This window comes from Hyphomicrobium nitrativorans NL23, from assembly GCF_000503895.1.
Lineage (GTDB): Bacteria > Pseudomonadota > Alphaproteobacteria > Rhizobiales > Hyphomicrobiaceae > Hyphomicrobium_C > Hyphomicrobium_C nitrativorans.
The window spans coordinates 1418726-1434456 of record NC_022997.1 but is presented as its reverse complement, the minus strand read 5'-3'; the positions used below and the strand labels follow the sequence as shown (position 1 = coordinate 1434456).

17 protein-coding genes and 1 tRNA gene are annotated in these 15731 nt (G+C 62.2%); 7 read left to right on the top strand and 11 right to left on the bottom strand.

Annotated features, from left to right (window positions below):
* Positions 1-186: 186 nt before the first annotated feature.
* Positions 187-480 (top strand): hypothetical protein, encoded by a 294-nt coding sequence (locus tag W911_RS18575; RefSeq protein WP_144083547.1) that lies wholly within the window; start codon positions 187-189, stop codon positions 478-480.
* A 70-nt stretch (positions 481-550) separates the two neighbouring features.
* Here W911_RS18575 and W911_RS06630 read toward each other — a convergent pair whose 3' ends face one another.
* Positions 551-1609, bottom strand: coding sequence for an STAS-like domain-containing protein (locus tag W911_RS06630; protein ID WP_023786763.1), 1059 nt, complete (start codon positions 1607-1609; stop codon positions 551-553).
* Positions 1610-1806: 197 nt separating this feature from the next.
* Here W911_RS06630 and W911_RS18095 point away from each other — a divergent pair, with 197 nt between their 5' ends.
* The 4 genes from W911_RS18095 (at position 1807) to W911_RS18885 (ending at position 3673) form a co-directional block, all read left to right on the top strand.
* Entirely contained in the window at positions 1807-2259 is a 453-nt protein-coding gene (locus W911_RS18095) for a hypothetical protein (RefSeq protein ID WP_023786762.1), read from the top strand.
* The gene (locus tag W911_RS18090) at positions 2256-2834 is read left to right on the top strand and encodes a hypothetical protein (RefSeq protein ID WP_144083546.1); all 579 of its coding nucleotides are present in this window, start codon (positions 2256-2258) and stop codon (positions 2832-2834) included. Before W911_RS18095 ends, W911_RS18090 begins: the two co-directional genes overlap by 4 nt.
* A gap of 219 nt (positions 2835-3053) precedes the next feature.
* On the top strand, positions 3054-3542 hold the full coding sequence (locus tag W911_RS06615; RefSeq protein WP_023786758.1) for a hypothetical protein: 489 nt from the start codon (positions 3054-3056) through the stop codon (positions 3540-3542).
* Positions 3539-3673: a hypothetical protein gene (locus tag W911_RS18885; protein ID WP_023786757.1), complete on the top strand. Its 135-nt coding sequence runs from the start codon at positions 3539-3541 to the stop codon at positions 3671-3673. Before W911_RS06615 ends, W911_RS18885 begins: the two co-directional genes overlap by 4 nt.
* A gap of 31 nt (positions 3674-3704) precedes the next feature.
* On the opposite strand, the gene W911_RS06610 is transcribed toward W911_RS18885, so the two are convergent.
* From W911_RS06610 to W911_RS06595, 4 genes are all read right to left on the bottom strand, one after another.
* Positions 3705-3980, bottom strand: a complete 276-nt coding sequence (locus W911_RS06610) for a type II toxin-antitoxin system HicB family antitoxin (RefSeq protein WP_081717827.1) — start codon at positions 3978-3980, stop codon at positions 3705-3707.
* A 14-nt stretch (positions 3981-3994) separates the two neighbouring features.
* A complete protein-coding gene (locus W911_RS06605; protein ID WP_041316379.1) occupies positions 3995-5314 on the bottom strand; it encodes a site-specific integrase in 1320 nt (439 codons plus the stop codon).
* Positions 5315-5377: 63 nt separating this feature from the next.
* The gene (locus W911_RS06600) at positions 5378-5794 is read right to left on the bottom strand and encodes a hypothetical protein (RefSeq protein ID WP_023786754.1); all 417 of its coding nucleotides are present in this window, start codon (positions 5792-5794) and stop codon (positions 5378-5380) included.
* A gap of 233 nt (positions 5795-6027) precedes the next feature.
* Positions 6028-6118, bottom strand: a tRNA-Ser gene (locus W911_RS06595).
* A 291-nt stretch (positions 6119-6409) separates the two neighbouring features.
* On the opposite strand from W911_RS06595, the gene W911_RS06590 reads away from it, so the two are divergent.
* Positions 6410-7036, top strand: coding sequence for a hypothetical protein (locus tag W911_RS06590; protein WP_023786753.1), 627 nt, complete (start codon positions 6410-6412; stop codon positions 7034-7036).
* Between the two features lie 794 nt (positions 7037-7830).
* Here the strand turns inward: W911_RS06590 and W911_RS06580 are convergent.
* The 6 genes from W911_RS06580 to uvrC form a co-directional block, all read right to left on the bottom strand.
* Positions 7831-9225 carry an N-acetylmuramoyl-L-alanine amidase gene (locus tag W911_RS06580; RefSeq protein WP_041316376.1) on the bottom strand — a complete coding sequence of 465 codons (1395 nt, stop codon included), beginning with the start codon at positions 9223-9225 and terminating at the stop codon, positions 7831-7833.
* Between the two features lie 216 nt (positions 9226-9441).
* Entirely contained in the window at positions 9442-9915 is a 474-nt protein-coding gene (locus W911_RS06575; RefSeq protein WP_023786748.1) for a molybdenum cofactor biosynthesis protein MoaE, read from the bottom strand.
* A gap of 17 nt (positions 9916-9932) precedes the next feature.
* Positions 9933-10229 (bottom strand): molybdopterin converting factor subunit 1, encoded by a 297-nt coding sequence (gene moaD / locus W911_RS06570; RefSeq protein WP_023786747.1) that lies wholly within the window; start codon positions 10227-10229, stop codon positions 9933-9935.
* A gap of 19 nt (positions 10230-10248) precedes the next feature.
* Positions 10249-10836, bottom strand: coding sequence for a CDP-diacylglycerol--glycerol-3-phosphate 3-phosphatidyltransferase (pgsA, locus tag W911_RS06565; RefSeq protein WP_023786746.1), 588 nt, complete (start codon positions 10834-10836; stop codon positions 10249-10251).
* Positions 10837-11172: 336 nt separating this feature from the next.
* Complete coding sequence (locus W911_RS06560; protein ID WP_023786745.1) at positions 11173-12318, bottom strand: NAD(P)-dependent methylenetetrahydromethanopterin dehydrogenase; 1146 nt, start codon at positions 12316-12318, stop codon at positions 11173-11175.
* A 274-nt stretch (positions 12319-12592) separates the two neighbouring features.
* The gene (gene uvrC / locus W911_RS06555) at positions 12593-14599 is read right to left on the bottom strand and encodes an excinuclease ABC subunit UvrC (protein ID WP_023786744.1); all 2007 of its coding nucleotides are present in this window, start codon (positions 14597-14599) and stop codon (positions 12593-12595) included.
* A gap of 154 nt (positions 14600-14753) precedes the next feature.
* Between uvrC and W911_RS06550 the strand changes: the two genes are divergently transcribed.
* On the top strand, positions 14754-15719 hold the full coding sequence (locus W911_RS06550; protein ID WP_023786743.1) for a hypothetical protein: 966 nt from the start codon (positions 14754-14756) through the stop codon (positions 15717-15719).
* Positions 15720-15731 lie beyond the last annotated feature (12 nt).

Below are 15731 nucleotides of genomic sequence, written 5' to 3'. Positions count from 1 at the left end.
GAACACAAAGACGCCTGAAGCACAGACCGCAGCCATAGAGCATCGCGGGGCGACCTATCCCCGGCCGAGCGGGCCATCCACGTTCAGCGGCGGAAGGAGATTTACGAGCGCGTCAATGGACCGGCGAAAGCCAACTCTGCCAGAGCGGCAAATGCGAAGCAGGGTAAGGGCGACGTAACGGCCAAGTTGGCCATTACGTCATTCGTCGAGAATACCGCCGCGAAGACCGGCCAGTCCGAACGCAAGGTTCGTCGGGACGCGGCCCGCGCTCGGCTCATTCCGAAGATAGCCGAAGTGGTTGGCACGTCGCTGGACAAGGGTGATGAACTCGATGCGCTCGTGAACCTTCCAGACGAGAAGCAGAGCGAGGTGATCGCCAGGGCCAAGGCTGGCGAGCGCGTCAGCGCCCACCGTTCGATTGATCGGCGATCTTTCGGAAACCGCCGTTTTATCATCGATGTTGCCCGGCCCGGAGCTTAGATCGGGTACCTCCGCGGGAGCCGGTGCACATAAAGTAGCTTCATCAGTAGCAAGAGAAGTCGGTTACAGCTTAAAATCCGGGAAGCTTTGGATCGAGGGAAGCGCCCCCTTTCGCCCTGGCAATCATCTTATCGACATCCGGATTTGTGCGGAGTGTGATTATCCGAATTTCTGGGTGCTGGCTGGCAAAGACGCGAAAAATCTCATCAGCAAACGCCTGGCCGATCGTGTCGATACCAGAGAAGTCCAAAATAACCTCTTGAAAACGCTCAACGCGGGCCATGAGGCGCCTTGCTTGCGATCTAGAGACAAGGCTTTCTCCTTCATATCGCGCCAACTGCAAGGGCACATGCGTTTTAGCAAATCCGTAATCTTCGCCCGTACTGAACTTGTCGAACACTTCTTTGCTCGTGTGCGGCGAGTTTCTCGCCATTCGCATGATAACGGTCGTCCCGTTGTCAACTGGACCTTCTACGATATCGATCAACCAGCCGTCATCGCTGCGTTCCTTCGTATAGAAGAGATCAATCGAAGTAATTGAAAATCGATCCATCATTCTAGACGTAAAGAATATGCCCTCCCCGCTGTGCCTTCTGGCATCGGTCGTCAGCTTCCCTTTTGAAAGCTCCAAAAGAGCATGTCGCCGATCGTCCAGATCGAATGCTTTCCTAATTTTCTCAAAAATACCGACGCCGTAATCTTTAATTCCGAGAATTACGTACGATGCATTCAGTTCACACCAGTAAAGGACTTTCGGGCTTTCAGAGTGATCGATGACGTTATTCATCATCTCTGTGAAGCCGTACTGGCAAATGTCCAGCACGTTGCGCGCAAGGTACGGCTTTACGGCCGGAAGCAATTGTTCTCGCCAGATCTCGTCGTCAGCCATATCGCTGGTGACAGGAGCCTCCTGCACAATGTCCACGATCGACTTAAGGTGATAGGTACGCCCCTTAGTGGTACCTTTTCCAACAATCTCACCGGACCTAATCATTCGCACCAAATAATTAGTCGCGGTTTGTCTCGTTACCGCGAACTCTTTGGCGACCATCTGAACGATCGTGTCGGGGTGCTGTGCTACGTTGTCGAGAACGAAGCGAAGTATTTCTTCCTTGACCGGACGGGCCATGGGGCACTCCTGACGCAAAAAGCCTTATGAACTAGCGAGATAATTGTAAAATTAAACCGTGATAATTGTCAAACTAAATGTTGGCAGGCTTGCGTTCCCGATGTGTTCCGCATGATGTATCGGCGCGCGCGACATGATCAAGCTGCATTGCTCATGCGGATGCTGCCCCGTACACGGGCGAGCACCGCCGACTTACCATGATCCGCGATGACTACCGACATTGCGAAATCGCCCGCGTGCGAACGCTACGCGGCGACTGCTACGACGGTGCGCAGACTGAGAAATCGCTTGACTTTTTCGCCGAATGTCATTTAGTAATCCTATCCCTAGGCGCAGTTCTGGGGACCGGCGAGCAGCCATCCCCGCGATCAGTTCGGGGTGAAATGCAATCTCCTCCCTCTCTGGAAAAGCTTGAGCAAGCCCTCGCTTTCGTGGCGCAGATCGTGCTGCGCCACGGTGAGGTCTATGCCCCAATCCTCGACCGCCTTGAGCGTGAAGTCGAAGCCGCGCGCCGTAACGGCGCGACGGCACGGGCGAAGCGTATCCTTGAGGAGTTCAGGGCGAAGAATGCCCTGGCCGAGCCGATCCAGCTCACAGGCGAAGCACCGCGTCAGATCAACCACAACAGCAGCAAGGGGGGGGCGATATGACTGAGTTAGCACCCGTTTGGGACCATGACGACGACTTGGTGGGCGCACTAACCGTCCCGCCGCGCGACAAGCTGATCGCCTTCGATCTCCGAGGCACCCTAATTCACGAGTGCGGCCACTTGATCGTTGGCGATCATGTCGGGGTCGAAAAGTCGTTTGCCGATATCTGGCTCTGCGAAGACGCTCACCCTCTAGACAAGAAGCTTATCCGCGGTCGAGCTTCCTTTTTTCCGCGCCTACATGGGCGCAACAAGCAGCTTATGGGTGTTGCGGGAATAGTCGCTGAAAGCCTTGCTGATGAGGAATATTTTTGCTCGTACAGCTTGCTCGACCAGGTAGACAATGATCCGAACACCATGTCGGCCACCGATCGTGAGAGGGCCGGAGAAATAGACGAAGCGCTTCTTCACGAGTGCGCTGACATTCTCCGGCAGCGTTGGCCTGACCTGATCGCTGAGGCGCTTCACTACCTGGAACAATTTGAGAAGAGCCACGCCGACGACGGCGATGTGGTCGGGGCCGCGCCTTCCGTCCGGGTTGACCTCGAAAGGATCGCTTCCCGATTTCATTCATGACCTGGAAAGGCGCCGTGATGGGGGCCTTTTCTCGTTGCAAGCCGGAACCGGCTTCAGGCCGCGATCGAGCTTGGATGGGAAACGATCGACGTAATCGAACTTCCCCAGCTCGACGAGCAGGAGGACGCGGCGCCCATCGCAAAGCTCGCAGAGATCGCCGAAAACCTGCACAGGCGGGAGATCACGGCGCTCGAACGCAGTGAGCTTCAGGCGGCGTGGGTGGAGATCATCGGGGCGCGGAAGCGTGATGCTCAATCGGCCGAAGTTCGGCAGATTGAGGAGACCAAGCGCGCAGACAAACCCCGCCAAGTTGGCGCGGTTTCCGGGAAGGGTGGACGCGGGAAGACCGGCGGCATCAATCAAGCTGCCCGCGAACTTGGCGTTCCCCCGACCGACCTACGCCGCTCTGTCAAGATCGCGAAGCTCTCTCCCGAGGCAAAAGCCGAGGCCCGAAAGCTGAAGCTCGATGACAATCAGGAGGCGTTGCTCACGGCGGCGAAGAAGACAAGCCCCGCCGCGCAGGTCGCTGCCCTTGAGCAACGCACGGCGCCGAAGCCGCAAACACGGCGCGCAAGCGAGCGTCAAGCCGATCAGGACGCCGCAGCGCTTCAATCCGCATGGAACGGTTGCGGCGAAAAGGGGCGGAGGCAGTTCGTCAAGAGCAACGCCGAAGCCATCGCGCAATTTTTGAACGGAGACGGACAATGAAAATCATCGGACTGACTGCCGAGAACATCAAGCGCCTCGTCGCCGTAGAGATCGAGCCGACCGGCGCCGTGGTGCAGATCACCGGCAAGAACGGCAACGGCAAGACCAGCGCGCTCGTCCCACGAGGGTGATCGAGGCAGCCAAGGCGGGTGAACGCGTCAGCTACGCGTCCGAAAGAAGCGGGATCATGACCGTTGTCGCGCCACAGAAGGCGACATGGTCAATGACACTCTGATCGGCCAGAACTATCGGTAGCGGGCGTGGGTTTGCGATCGGGCTTCCTTCAGCAGCCATCATCGCTGCGACTTCACTCAAGGCGCTCGTCGCGTCCGCGATAGCCTCCTCCGGCGTAGCGCCGCCGCCGTGAACACCGGGCGCGTCGGGGATCATTACGCCCCACACGTCGCCGCTACCGTCGAGAAGTCCTACATATTTCATCGTTCCCATCTCCGTCAGATTGTTCGTGGCGGCGTGAACGCGATCCGGTCGAGCCATCCCTTCAGGTGCTCAAGGCTCGGACCCGATCCATACTTCGGCCGCTGGTGTTTGTGACCCATCAACACCGCGATAATCTTGTCCGGCGGATCGAGCGCCGTGAGGCGATCCTCGAACGTGTGGCGCAGGGAATAGAGCGAGTGCCGTGGCGTCGGCCGCATCTCGCGAGCGTCCATCGCCTTGTTCACGAGCGCGGATAGCGACGAGGCGTTGTCGCGGTATCGCGGAAACCCTTTCGGCTGAAGCCGCATCGCCGCCAGCGCACAGCCCACCAGCGGCATCTTCCGCGCCGAATGGCGCGTCTTCAGCTTCCGTCCTTCGGCGACGATCTCCACATGCGGGACTTCCGCGTCGAGGTGGATATGGTTCGGCAAGAGGTTCACGACCTCCGACAACCGCAGCCCAGTATCGGCGACGACGTACACGACGCGCCTAGCTTCGTCGTTGAGCCCGTCGAGCGCGCCGTCCTTGAGGATGACCTTCTGCACGAAGTCAGGATCGAAAGCCGTTCGCTGGCCCTGTTCCTCGCCTTCGAGCCTTAGCTTCGCGAAGGCTTCGAGGGATATGCCGAGCCGCCGCGCGTCTTCGATTGTACGCAGCATCTTCGCGACGTGGCCGAAGTCCTTGTTCGCCGTTCCGATCTCGACCTCACCTTCGAGGACGCGATCCTTCCAATGATCGCGGAAGGCGAGCGCGTCGGCGCGCGACAGATCGGTCAGGGTCTTGTCACCGATTACGGCGATGAGGTTGGTCACGGCCCGGACCTTCGGGTTGCGCGCCTTCCGGCGCTGATCGGGCGACAGTGCGTTCAGCGCCGTTGCCTGCTCGCTTTCGAACGCATCGACCAACCCCGACAGCTTAAGCGGGGGCGGCCCAATGCCGCCCAGAACGGCCTCCACAGCCTTCGGATCGGAACCGCCGTCGTTGCCGCGCGCAAGCGCCGCGAGCCGCCGTAGCAGCTCGGCAAGCGGCTCAAGTGCTATGTCGGCGGCCGGGGCGTATTGGACGCCGTAGGCCGCCGCTTTGGCGCGCGCCTGATCGTACCTGCGCGCGTGGCCCGGCTGTCGCCCGGCGACAAGGTCGGCCCAGTCCTGTTCGAGCTGCGCGTTGAGGTCGGCAACGACGAGGCGGGCGCGAGCGCCGCGCGGGTCGTCAACGATCTTGATGCCCGTCGTGATCCGGACGAATGATCGAGCGTCGAGGTGGCGCATAGCAGCCGGGACACGCCTGACAAGGTGCCAGTATCCCTTGCGCTTGTGCGGATTGATTTTGCCCATTCACGCCCCCCCGACGCACCATAGGGAGGGCGCCGAGCGCCGCTCCCCTACATTCGACAGTTACTACGCCGCCTCGCTCCGCCCCGTTGTCGCCGCACGGCGATACCACGACCAAACATGGCTCCCTGAGCCGTCAAAAGCACCTGACGGATAGAAACCAGCATCAAGGATGCCGTGCATTATCCGGTCCAAATCACTCGGAATACCCTCTGACCAATCATCCATCTCCGCCAATACACCAGCCGCCTTCTGCGCAAGCTCGCGGGTCTCGAACAGGTAAACACTCCGGCCAGTCGGAACGTGGATCAGATGCGTCCATTTGTGGGGCCCCACAGTCTGAGTGGCGAAACACGCCATGCCGCTCACAACTCGCTGAGCGCTATCGACCGAAGCCAAAACATTCAAGTCGGCCTCGACCCGATCGGCGATGCCATTATCGAACTTCTGTTTGCGGCCACCAATCGTCTTTGCCTTGCTCATAGCAATCACTCCCTTCCAAGGAACACCAGACGGCCGCCCGTAGAGCGCGCCGACACGACTGGAACGGATGCTGAGGTGGGTAGGTAGCTCGTCATCGACGCCGCCTGAACGGCGGAAGCGGAGGGGCTACTTGTTGCGCAATCCGTTACCCCTGAATGGGTACTATGGTACGGGGTGGACGAGCAAATCTCGACAAAAATCAAATAAAATCAATACGTTAAAGGGGTAACAGTTGGCGGAGACGAGGGGATTCGAACCCCTGATACCCTTTAGGGGTATAACGATTTAGCAAACCGCCGCCTTCAGCCTCTCGGCCACGTCTCCGGATCGGTGCGAGCACCCGTATAGAGGTGGGTTCCGCCGTTTGCAAGCACACCGCACATGGGAACGAACCGAAGCCTGCGGTGGGGACGCGCCGACCGCTTCATTGGTTTGCCACAAGCCCTGTGCTAGAGTGCTTCCGGGAAAAGTGGGAAACGGTTTTCCGATAAGAAGCACGACCAGACAAAAGCTTAGAGCCGCTCCGCGATTCCACCAAAATCGGAACGGCTTTAAGTGGTGGCAGAGCCTGTGCCTCGCCTGGAGAGGGCGTCGTCTTCGCGCCAGAGGGGCGTCATGCAGAAATACATACCGATCCTCACTGGAGTGTGCCTCACCGTGGGGCTGTCTGCGGCCGTCGGCGCCGCCGAGTATTGCGTCACGTGCGAGGGCCCCCCGGCGCTCTACCGCTGCGTCATCGACGGGCAGGCTGAAGGCCCCGGCAAGGACCCGCGCGCATCGATCTATTGCATTTCCGAGATGGCCAGACAGGGCAAGCACGAGCGATGCGCGGTGTCCCGCGGCGCTCCCTTCCCATGCCCTGGGCTGACAGCGCTCGTGAAGCCGCAATTGGATGGCCCGGCCCATCCCGACCACGCCGCGCCTTATCCCGATCCACAGTCGCCTCAAGACACCCTTTCGGGTCCTGAAGGCGAAGCGGATACGGCGAAGGCCCCTGCGGAGCCCACATCGAAGGTCCCCCGCACCGTGGAAGAACTGGCCGGGCAAACCGTACGCTCGTCCAAGGAAGGGCTGGAGAAGGCCGGTGAAGCCATCGGCGGCTCCGCGAAAAAGGCGGGCGAGGGCATCGGCAAAGCGGGCAGCGCGATCGGCCAGGCCGCCTCAAATACCTGGACCTGCATCACATCGCTGTTTGCGTCCTGCGGCGATGCGCCTGAGAGCGAGCCGCAACCTGCGGAGTGAGTCGCGCGGGCCACGCCGCCTCGATAGTTAGGGCGGCCAACACATCAATGTCATCGAATCGCGTAATCTTTGCGCCGTGGGGAAAATTTCACCTCGCCGGACGATACCTGCGGCCTCGGCCTAATTATCGTCTGCATAGGGTGCGTGCGTCAGAGCCTTGGGACAGGAGTCCTTGAGATCCTCTGAGCCAATACGACCGAGCTGGTCATCGAGCCCGGCAGAACGCGTGGCAGCCCCGGACGGAGCAGCCAGAGGGAGCGTTCTACGGGCCCGCATTGCACCCACATCCGTCCAGGATCGCCGCATCCGCTCCGTCCCCGTCAGCACCGTCGTCGTCTCGTGCCGCCAACCCAGGCAGCAGGTGATGTGTGTCGCGGTTGTCGGGGAGCACGTCTCCAGAGCTCGGACGCGGCCCCAACTCGAAGATGGAGTGCACCATGCTGAAGCAGCTTCGTCAGTTGTCAATCGACGCGTCCTGTTCGGAGAGCACCGCTCATATCCATGAGCTTCGGCACGAAATCGACTGGAAATTCGTTTTTCTCTGGCGCCTCAAAACCAAGCATCCTCCAAGTACACTCTAACTGAGACGGTGCCGGCAGGGTGTGCGACCCGGAAGCCGGCCACACAAACAAAGGCCGGTCCCACAGGACCGGCCTTTATGTTTTCGAGCAACTGGAAAGCGGCATCTCTACGGCGCCGCAGGCGCCCGGGAGCAAGGCGACCCGCGGCAAGTGTCGCGCCCCCGCGGAGCGCCAGCGCGCCTCTTGGCGCGCGGTACGGCGCGTGAGCGAAAACTACAGCGGCAACCTTGCGATCTGGTTCGAGAAGTAGTTCTCGATCGCGTCCATGATCGAATCCGAGACCTTATCGCGCCAGGAATCGGACTTGAGCAGCGCCGCATCCTGCTTGTTGGTGACGTAAGCGAGTTCGATCAGCACGGACGGGAACTGTGCCGTACGCAACACGCGGAACGCCGCCTGCTGATCGGGCTTGGCGCGCATTTCCGTGCTCGCGCCCATGTATTCGATGACCGAACGCGTGAAGACGTTGGTGCGCTCCTGCGTAGCGCCCACTTCGCGGCCCGCAAGGTCCGCAAGGATGCTGCGCACCGCCGCCAAGTCTCCGTCGGCACTGACTTTGTTCATCGTCTCGACCTCGTCCTTCGAAAGCACGTTGGACGAAACCTTGCCCTTGGCGGACCGCTTGAGCGAATTGGCCACGTTCTCGCGCAACGAGTAGATCGTGGCGCCCCGCGCCGCCGCCCGCTGCGCATAATCGGCGTGAACGGCGATGAAAAGGTTGGCCCCGTGCTGCTCGGCGAAACGGCGCCGGTCGTCGAGCGCGACGAACACGTCCGTGTCGCGCGTCATCAAGACTTTGTAGCGCCCCGTCTCCTCAAGCTTGTCGCGAAGCATCAGGCTGAACGCCAGCACCACGTCCTTCTCGACCGCGCCATGCTTCTTTGCGCCCGAGTCGTGGCCGCCATGGCCGGGATCGATGACGATGATCGGCTTGAACGAACGCTCCGCGAGTCTATCGGGCCGCGTCGCGGGAACAGGGAGGGGCGGCTGGACGCTCGCCGCGCCAAGGGAGAACGACGGTTTCGCGATGGCTTTCTTCGTCGCCTTCGCAGCCGCCGCCGGCGCGGTCACCGGCACGATGTCGAGCGCGAGCCGATGGCCCTTGCCGTCGGCCGACGGTACGATACTCGCGCTCTCGACGATGACGGGCCGCGTCACCTTGATGATAACGCGCGATTTGCCCGGCCCCGATTGACCGGCGCGGAAGTTTCGGACGAGCCCGACCGCAATGTTCTCGTCCGGCTGCGGCGGAAGCTGCAGCGCCGTCTCGGATACGTCGACGATGACGCGATTGGGATTGGCGAGCGAGAAAACCTGGAATTCCGTCTCACGCGGCAGCCCGATCAAAAACCGCGTGCGCATGACATCGCCGCCGAGCGCCGCATCGGCGCCGGGCTTCGCTTTTGCAGCAGCCGACAGCGCACCCGTGGTGAGGCCACGCGCCGTGGTCCCGGCGCTCTTGGCCTGATGGAGGGATTTTTGGGTCGGAAGCGGCATGGCGGCAGGCGTACCCCCACCCCCCGTCGCGGAGGCCGCGAGCGGGAAAGCGAGCGCCATGAGCGCACAGCCGAGTTGCAGCGCAAAGCGCCGCAAATACCCTATCGTCATCGTTGTGTGACCCCCGTCTACGCAACACGGTCCTTTGGCGGGACGGTCAAAATCTAACCTTCTGATGATGGCCTTTTACGGGACACCATCAGGGCAAAGTTATGAAATGTGAAAGGTTAACAAAGACCTAACGGGGTTTCGTCAATTGTGCGAGAGGGGCCAAAAAAGAAAGGAAATACAAAGCAGTATGAGAATGATCTGACAAATCGACTATGGTTACTTTTGTGTTGCCGATTCCCCGCCCCAACGCGCTTCGGCGCGGCTGTCGCTATCGCGCGCATCGACCCAATTTCCCGCACCGTCCGCAAACGTTTCCTTCTTCCAGAACGGCGCGCGGGTCTTGAGATAGTCCATCAGGAATTCGGCCGCTTCGAAGGCCGCCTGCCTGTGCCGCGAGAGCGCAACCACCAGCACGATCCCCTCGCCGGGCGTGAGTTCGCCCACGCGGTGCACCACGACGCAATCGACAAGGTCGAACCGTTTACGCGCTTCGACTTCGATACGGCCGAGTTCGGCCTCCGTCATCCCTGGATAGTGTTCGAGCGTGAGCGAGATAAGCGGACGCCCGTCCACGTCTCCGCGCACGAGGCCGGTAAACGTCACGATGCCGCCGACGTCGATACGCCCGCGCGTCAATGCCTCGACCTCGGCTACCGCATCGAACGGCTCGTGCTGAACCCTGACCGCCACGGGGCCTCTCTCCTCCCTCACCCGCCGGTGACGGGCGGGAAGAACGCAACCTCACGCGCACCGGCAAGCGGCGCCGAGGGCTTGACGTGCACCTGGTCGAGCGCGGCGCGCACCACGTCCGCGCGCTTGAAGGCTTCCGCATATTCCGGGCCGCGCGTGGCGAGCCAGCGGGCGAACTCGCCCACGGTGGCAACGCTCGGCGGGATCGTCACCTGCTCCTCGGAACGTCCGACGCGCTCGCGCACCCATGCGAAATAACGCACGGTTACGCGCTGTTCGGCGGCGACTGCCGCGATTGCGCCGCCGCTCGTCATCGTAGTGCTGGACATCGCCTTATCCTTCCATGGCGTGGCGGATACCGGCCTTGAGATAGTCATATCCGGTCCAGAGCGTAAGCCCTGCCGCGATCCAGAGCAGAACCATCCCGGCCGTCGAGACCCCGGGAACGATCTTGTCGGCAGCGGGCCCCGCAATAAGTGCGGCCAGCGCCACCATTTGCACCCCGGTCTTCCACTTGGCGAGGTTGGTCACATGGATTTTGACGTTGAGCTCGGCCAGGAACTCGCGCAGCCCCGAGACGAGGATCTCGCGGCACAGGATGACGATGGCCGCCCAGATGGACCACCCGTCGAGCGTCCGGTCATGAACCAGCATGATCAGCGCGGCGCCCACGATCAGCTTGTCCGCAATCGGATCGAGCATCCGCCCCAGCGTGGACTGCTGCTCCAGCCGGCGCGCGAGATACCCGTCGAGCCAATCGGTGGCGGCCGCCGCAGCGAACAGCCAGAACGCCGCCCAGCGCCCGCCCTCGGTGCCCATGAAAAGGCAAGCGACGAGCGCAGGCACGGCCGCGATCCGCGCGTACGTCAGCACGTTCGGCACAGTCGCCACGGGCGGTCGGGAGGTAACGGGCGTATCCATAAGGGCCAAGCTAACACCACTCGCACGCACCCCAGTCAATGGGGTACCCGGACGCGGTTAAGAACCAATCGTAGAAAATAGGCCTAACCGCCCGGCCCAGAGGCGTCCTTACATCTTATCCACAGGAGATCGAAAAGGATCGGGAAGAAATGGCCGCCGCGGCCGTTCTTCTTCACGGAAGCGTCAAGCAGCGGTCGTAAGTATTGCGTCGCCGACTGTTTGGTCGCAAGCGCTCGTTCAGTGTCCGCGTACTTTGGAAAACGGGCGCAAGTGTGAGCGGAGCGGGAGCAAGCTCCCGCTCCGCTCATTTTTTGTTTCACGCGCCAGGCAGGCGGTTCAAGCCGCCGTCAGCGCGACGGTTTCGGCAGCGCGGCCCCTGGGCCGGCGTGTCTTCGCCTTGCGGGGCTTCGCCGCCGCAGCCTTCGGCGCCCGCTTGTTCGCGGCCTGCTCGGTCACGATCTCCCGCGCCAACTCGAACGCATGGCGGAAATCGAGATCGAGCGGCTCTTTGCTGGCGATCATGCGCCGGAAAAGACCGGCCTGGGTTTTATATTTCACGTCACCGATCGCGAGTGCGCCGACGCCAAGCGTCGAACAGCCCGGAAGCGGCACACCGTTCATGAACAGATCCATGCCCTCGATCCCGAACGGGCTGACCGCGTTGACGTCCGCCGCGACCAGAACGCCCGGCGCGCGCGACAGCAGAAGCCGCGGCAGAATGTTTACTCCCGCAGGCCCCGCCGTGAGCACGACATCGGACACCGCAAGCAACGTGCTCTTGAGCGTATCCGTCTGCCCGGCGACCGGCTCCAGCTCGGCACCGAACTGCTCCTTGGCCAACCGCGCCAGCTCTTCGAGCGGCTCCAGCGTGTCGTGCGCCACAATGCGCACCTTCGCACCTTCGAGGGCCGCGACAACGGCAGAAGAAAACCCGACGACGCCCATCGCGCCGAACACCGTGACGCGGAGCCCCTTCAGGCCCCGGCCGTAATTCTGGTTAAGCACGCGCTCGACGCAGGCGACCATGGCAGCCGCTGTCGTGAACGAACCGCCCGGATCGGCAAACACCGACACCTCGAACGACGGCACCATCGCCGCACGCGCCGCTTTCATCATATCAAGCGCGAGCGTGACGTCCTTGCCGCCGATGAATACACCCGTCCGGGCGCCCGGCGGACGCGAGAAGATGGCATCTTGAACCAGCCCCGCGACATCGCCGACAGCAACGTTGTCGTACGGAAGCACAACCTTGAAACCGGAATCGACCGCCATGTTGCAGTCGAACGGGCTCATGAATTTCTGCGGAGAAAGCATGTAAAGGATCGGCAGCGTACCGAGAGGCGCCTCTTTGCGGCCGCGCGGCTTGGTGCGCTTGGCCTTCGCCTGATCCCCCGCCGTTCGGCCGCCCCCCCGCGCCTTCGACGCATTGCTGGCGGTTTTCTTGGCAGTCGCGGTGCGCGTATTCTTGTTGGCGCGGGACAAACCACGCCCTCCCAACTCCACACTCGTACGCATAACGATTGTCCTTGGCTCCCCGTCGTGGTCCGCGCTTTTGAGCGCGTCCGCAGGCTCGGCCAGGGCTCGAAACCCATCCTCCCCGCGGACCTTCGACTATGATCTCAAGCGGTTTAAAAAGGATGTTCAAAGCATTGATAAAGAGGAAAAATACAACGCCATTGGTGCGGCGGATCGGCCATCCGGCATCTCGCAGCATGGGTTCAGTGCTGATGGACCTAAGGAATCGACAACACGTGATTCAAACTCGGCGCTCGTGGAAGAAATCGTAAATCTTTCGCGCCATCTCGGCCGAGATCCCGGCCACCGCCTGCAAATCCTCGACGCCTGCACGCGACACCGCCTTTGCCGACCCGAAGTGCTTGAGCAACGCCCGCTTGCGCGTGGGCCCGATGCCCGCGATCTCGTCGAGCGGATTTGCGCCGAGCGACTTCGCGCGCTTCGCCCGATGCGTGCCGATGGCGAACCGATGCGCTTCGTCCCGCAGCCGCTGCACGAAATAGAGAACCGGATCGCGCGGTTCGAGCATGAAGAACGCCCGCCCCGGAATGTGGAAATGCTCCCGGCCCGCATCGCGATCCGGCCCCTTCGCCACACCTGCAACCGGAATGTCGGTCAGTCCGAGTTCGGCCAGCACCTCGCGTGCAACGGTGAGCTGCCCCGCGCCGCCGTCGACGAGCACGAGATCGGGGCGATCCGGGAATACACCAGTGTCCTCCTCCTCGACGACACCGCCTTCTTCGGCGACATGCTCCCAAAGCGCCTCGGAGGATGTCTCGGGCGGAGCCTCCGCCTCGTTCTCCGCAAGCCGCCGAAACCGCCGCTCCAGCACCTCCCGCATCATCCCGTAGTCGTCGCCCGGCGTCAGCGTCTCGGAACGGATGTTGAATTTCCGGTAGGCGTTTTTCGCGAACCCGTCCGGCCCCGCCACGATCATCGCGCCCACCGCATTGGTGCCCATGATGTGGCTCATGTCGAAAACTTCGACGCGCCTTGGGGCCCGCGACAATCCGAAACGTTCTCCGAGGGCCGCGAGCAGCATCCGCTGCGACGAGCTTTCCGCAAGCCGCCGTCCCAGCGCCTCGCGCGCATTGGAAAGCGCGTGCTCGACGATCCCGGACTTCACGCCCCGCTGCGGCACCCGGATCTCGATACGCCTGTCGGCCTTGATGGACAGCGCGTCCGCAAGCACATCCCGGTTGGCGATCTCGTGCGAAAGCAGAACCAGCCGCGGCACCGGCTTGTCGTCGTAAAACTGCGCGATGAAGCTATCGAGCACCTCTTCGACCGCAAGCGAACGGTCGGCCTTCGGATAATAGGCGCGATTGCCCCAGTTCTGCCCCACACGGAAGAAGAACACTTGGATGCACGTCTGCCCGCCTTCCTGATAGGCGGCGAAGACATCCGCTTCCTCCACCCCTTCCGGATTGATCGCCTGCTCGGCCGTGACGTGAGCGAGTGCCCAAAGCCGGTTGCGCAGCATCGCCGCCCGCTCGAATTCGAGCTTCTCCGCCGCTTCTTCCATCAGCCGTTGGTACATCTCCCGCACCGATTGGCTTTCGCCGCGCAGGAAGCGCACGGCTTCGTCCACGAGTAGACTGTAATCTTCGAGGCTGATTTCTCCGGTGCATGGCGCCGCGCATCGTTTGATCTGGTGCAGCAGGCATGGCCGCGTGCGGCTCTCGTAAACCGAATCCGAGCACGACCTCAGCAGGAACGCCCGCTCCAGCATGTTGATGGTGCGATTGACCGCGCCCGCAGACGCGAACGGCCCGAAATATTCGCCTTTGATCGTCCGTGCGCCGCGGTGCTTGAGGATCTGCGGCGCATCCTGATCGCGCCGGATCAGGATGTAGGGAAACGACTTGTCGTCGCGCAGCGTCACGTTGAAGCGCGGACGGAAACGCTTGATGAGGTTCGCTTCCAGCAGCAGCGCTTCCGCTTCCGTACGGACCGACACGAACTCCATCGACGCCGTGGACTGGATCATGCGCAACGTGCGGTTCGCAAGCCCCGCAAGCCGCGTATAGCTCGTCACGCGCGCCTTGAGGTTCCGCGCCTTGCCGACGTAGACGACGGTCCCGGCCGGATCCAGCATCCGATAGACGCCGGGGCCCGTGCCCAGCGTCTTCAGATAGCCCTGAATGACCTCCGGCCCCGTTTTGACGGCGGCAAGCGCCAACGCCTCTTCCGCGCCCGGCGGCGCAGAAGCCGGACGGTCGTGGGAGGTGTCGTCGGTGTCTGACATGGGCCGAACATTGGCGGCGAAACCCGCCCCGTCAAGCGCCGCGCCGGACCTCCTGCCACAAAACCGCCCAGGACTTTGGTGCCCTTGGGCCGAAAATCGAAACGATGCGCGCAATCACGACCAGCACCCGGCTGCATCCGGGAGGCGAGGCCCTATGCGAGTTGTACTTTCAGTCCTGGTTGCCACCCTGCTGCTGACCCCTGCCCTCGCTCAGGATCGGAGCAAACGGGCAGCTCCAACGCAGCCGGAAATCACCCGCTCCGAACAGATCCTGAAATGGATCAACGATTACCGCCAGGCTCCAACGCCCGACAAACTGCCCGACATGGTCCGCGCAATGGGCAACCTCGGTCTATTTCGCGAGCTTGACTCGGCCGGCGTCTACATCGGCTTCATCGGAGGTGTCATCGGCGCCAACCCGGAACGCGCCGAGCGTCTGGTCGCCCGCATGTTCCCGATGCCGCCCGAGGATCAAGTCGTTCTCATCCGCGCCATCGCCTATTCGGGTCTGCCCGATTGGAAAGGCCTGCTCGGCCTGTTCGTCGAGCGGATGCCCGCGCGCATGGTCCTGATCCGAAAATACCTCTACGGCGACGGCAAGACGCTTGCCGAACTCGAACCCGACGACGGCTACGTGATCGACTTGCTCTGGGGCAACTACTTCGCAACCGGCAACCCCGAGCCCGTCCGCCGCATCGTCGCGACACTCGCATGGAGCACGGACAAGAACAGCGTCGAGAAACTCACCATCGGCTCCATGTCGAAATGGACGCTTGCGACGAATGCCTCCCGCGAGAAGGATCTGCTCGACATCCTGCACGACGAGATGAACCGCCAGCCCGACGACGTGCGAACGCCGTTGCGCGAGGTGATCGAAGCCGCCGAGACGTTCGAGACGGGCAAGATCCGCAAAGAGGCCGTCGCAGCCGTCGAGGAGTTGAAGGCGAGAGGGCCGGAAAGCTCCCGCAATTTCGCATGGTGGGGCCAGGTCGGGCAGACGACGTTCGCGCTCGGCTGCGTGGCCGCCGCGGCAACGGGGCAGGTCCAGTTCGGAATTCCGTGCGTCGTGGGCGGCGCCGTCTCGTCGGCCGCCCTCAAATATCTAGCGCCCGCCCCCTAAGCATCCCGTCGC

Bases quoted from the DNA above. Each gene is read 5' to 3' on its own strand.
- W911_RS06590 (WP_023786753.1), top strand. From the start codon at position 6,410: ATGCAGAAATACATACCGATCCTCACTGGAGTGTGCCTCACCGTGGGG.
- W911_RS06550 (WP_023786743.1), top strand. From the start codon at position 14,754: ATGCGAGTTGTACTTTCAGTCCTGGTTGCCACCCTGCTGCTGACCCCT.
- W911_RS18090 (WP_144083546.1), top strand. From the start codon at position 2,256: ATGACTGAGTTAGCACCCGTTTGGGACCATGACGACGACTTGGTGGGC.
- W911_RS06605 (WP_041316379.1), bottom strand. From the start codon at position 5,314: ATGGGCAAAATCAATCCGCACAAGCGCAAGGGATACTGGCACCTTGTC.
- W911_RS18885 (WP_023786757.1), top strand. From the start codon at position 3,539: ATGAAAATCATCGGACTGACTGCCGAGAACATCAAGCGCCTCGTCGCC.
- W911_RS18095 (WP_023786762.1), top strand. From the start codon at position 1,807: ATGATCCGCGATGACTACCGACATTGCGAAATCGCCCGCGTGCGAACG.
- W911_RS06580 (WP_041316376.1), bottom strand. From the start codon at position 9,225: ATGACGATAGGGTATTTGCGGCGCTTTGCGCTGCAACTCGGCTGTGCG.
- moaD (WP_023786747.1), bottom strand. From the start codon at position 10,229: ATGACGAGCGGCGGCGCAATCGCGGCAGTCGCCGCCGAACAGCGCGTA.
- pgsA (WP_023786746.1), bottom strand. From the start codon at position 10,836: ATGGATACGCCCGTTACCTCCCGACCGCCCGTGGCGACTGTGCCGAAC.
- W911_RS06600 (WP_023786754.1), bottom strand. From the start codon at position 5,794: ATGAGCAAGGCAAAGACGATTGGTGGCCGCAAACAGAAGTTCGATAAT.
- uvrC (WP_023786744.1), bottom strand. From the start codon at position 14,599: ATGTCAGACACCGACGACACCTCCCACGACCGTCCGGCTTCTGCGCCG.
- W911_RS06630 (WP_023786763.1), bottom strand. From the start codon at position 1,609: ATGGCCCGTCCGGTCAAGGAAGAAATACTTCGCTTCGTTCTCGACAAC.
- W911_RS06610 (WP_081717827.1), bottom strand. From the start codon at position 3,980: ATGAAATATGTAGGACTTCTCGACGGTAGCGGCGACGTGTGGGGCGTA.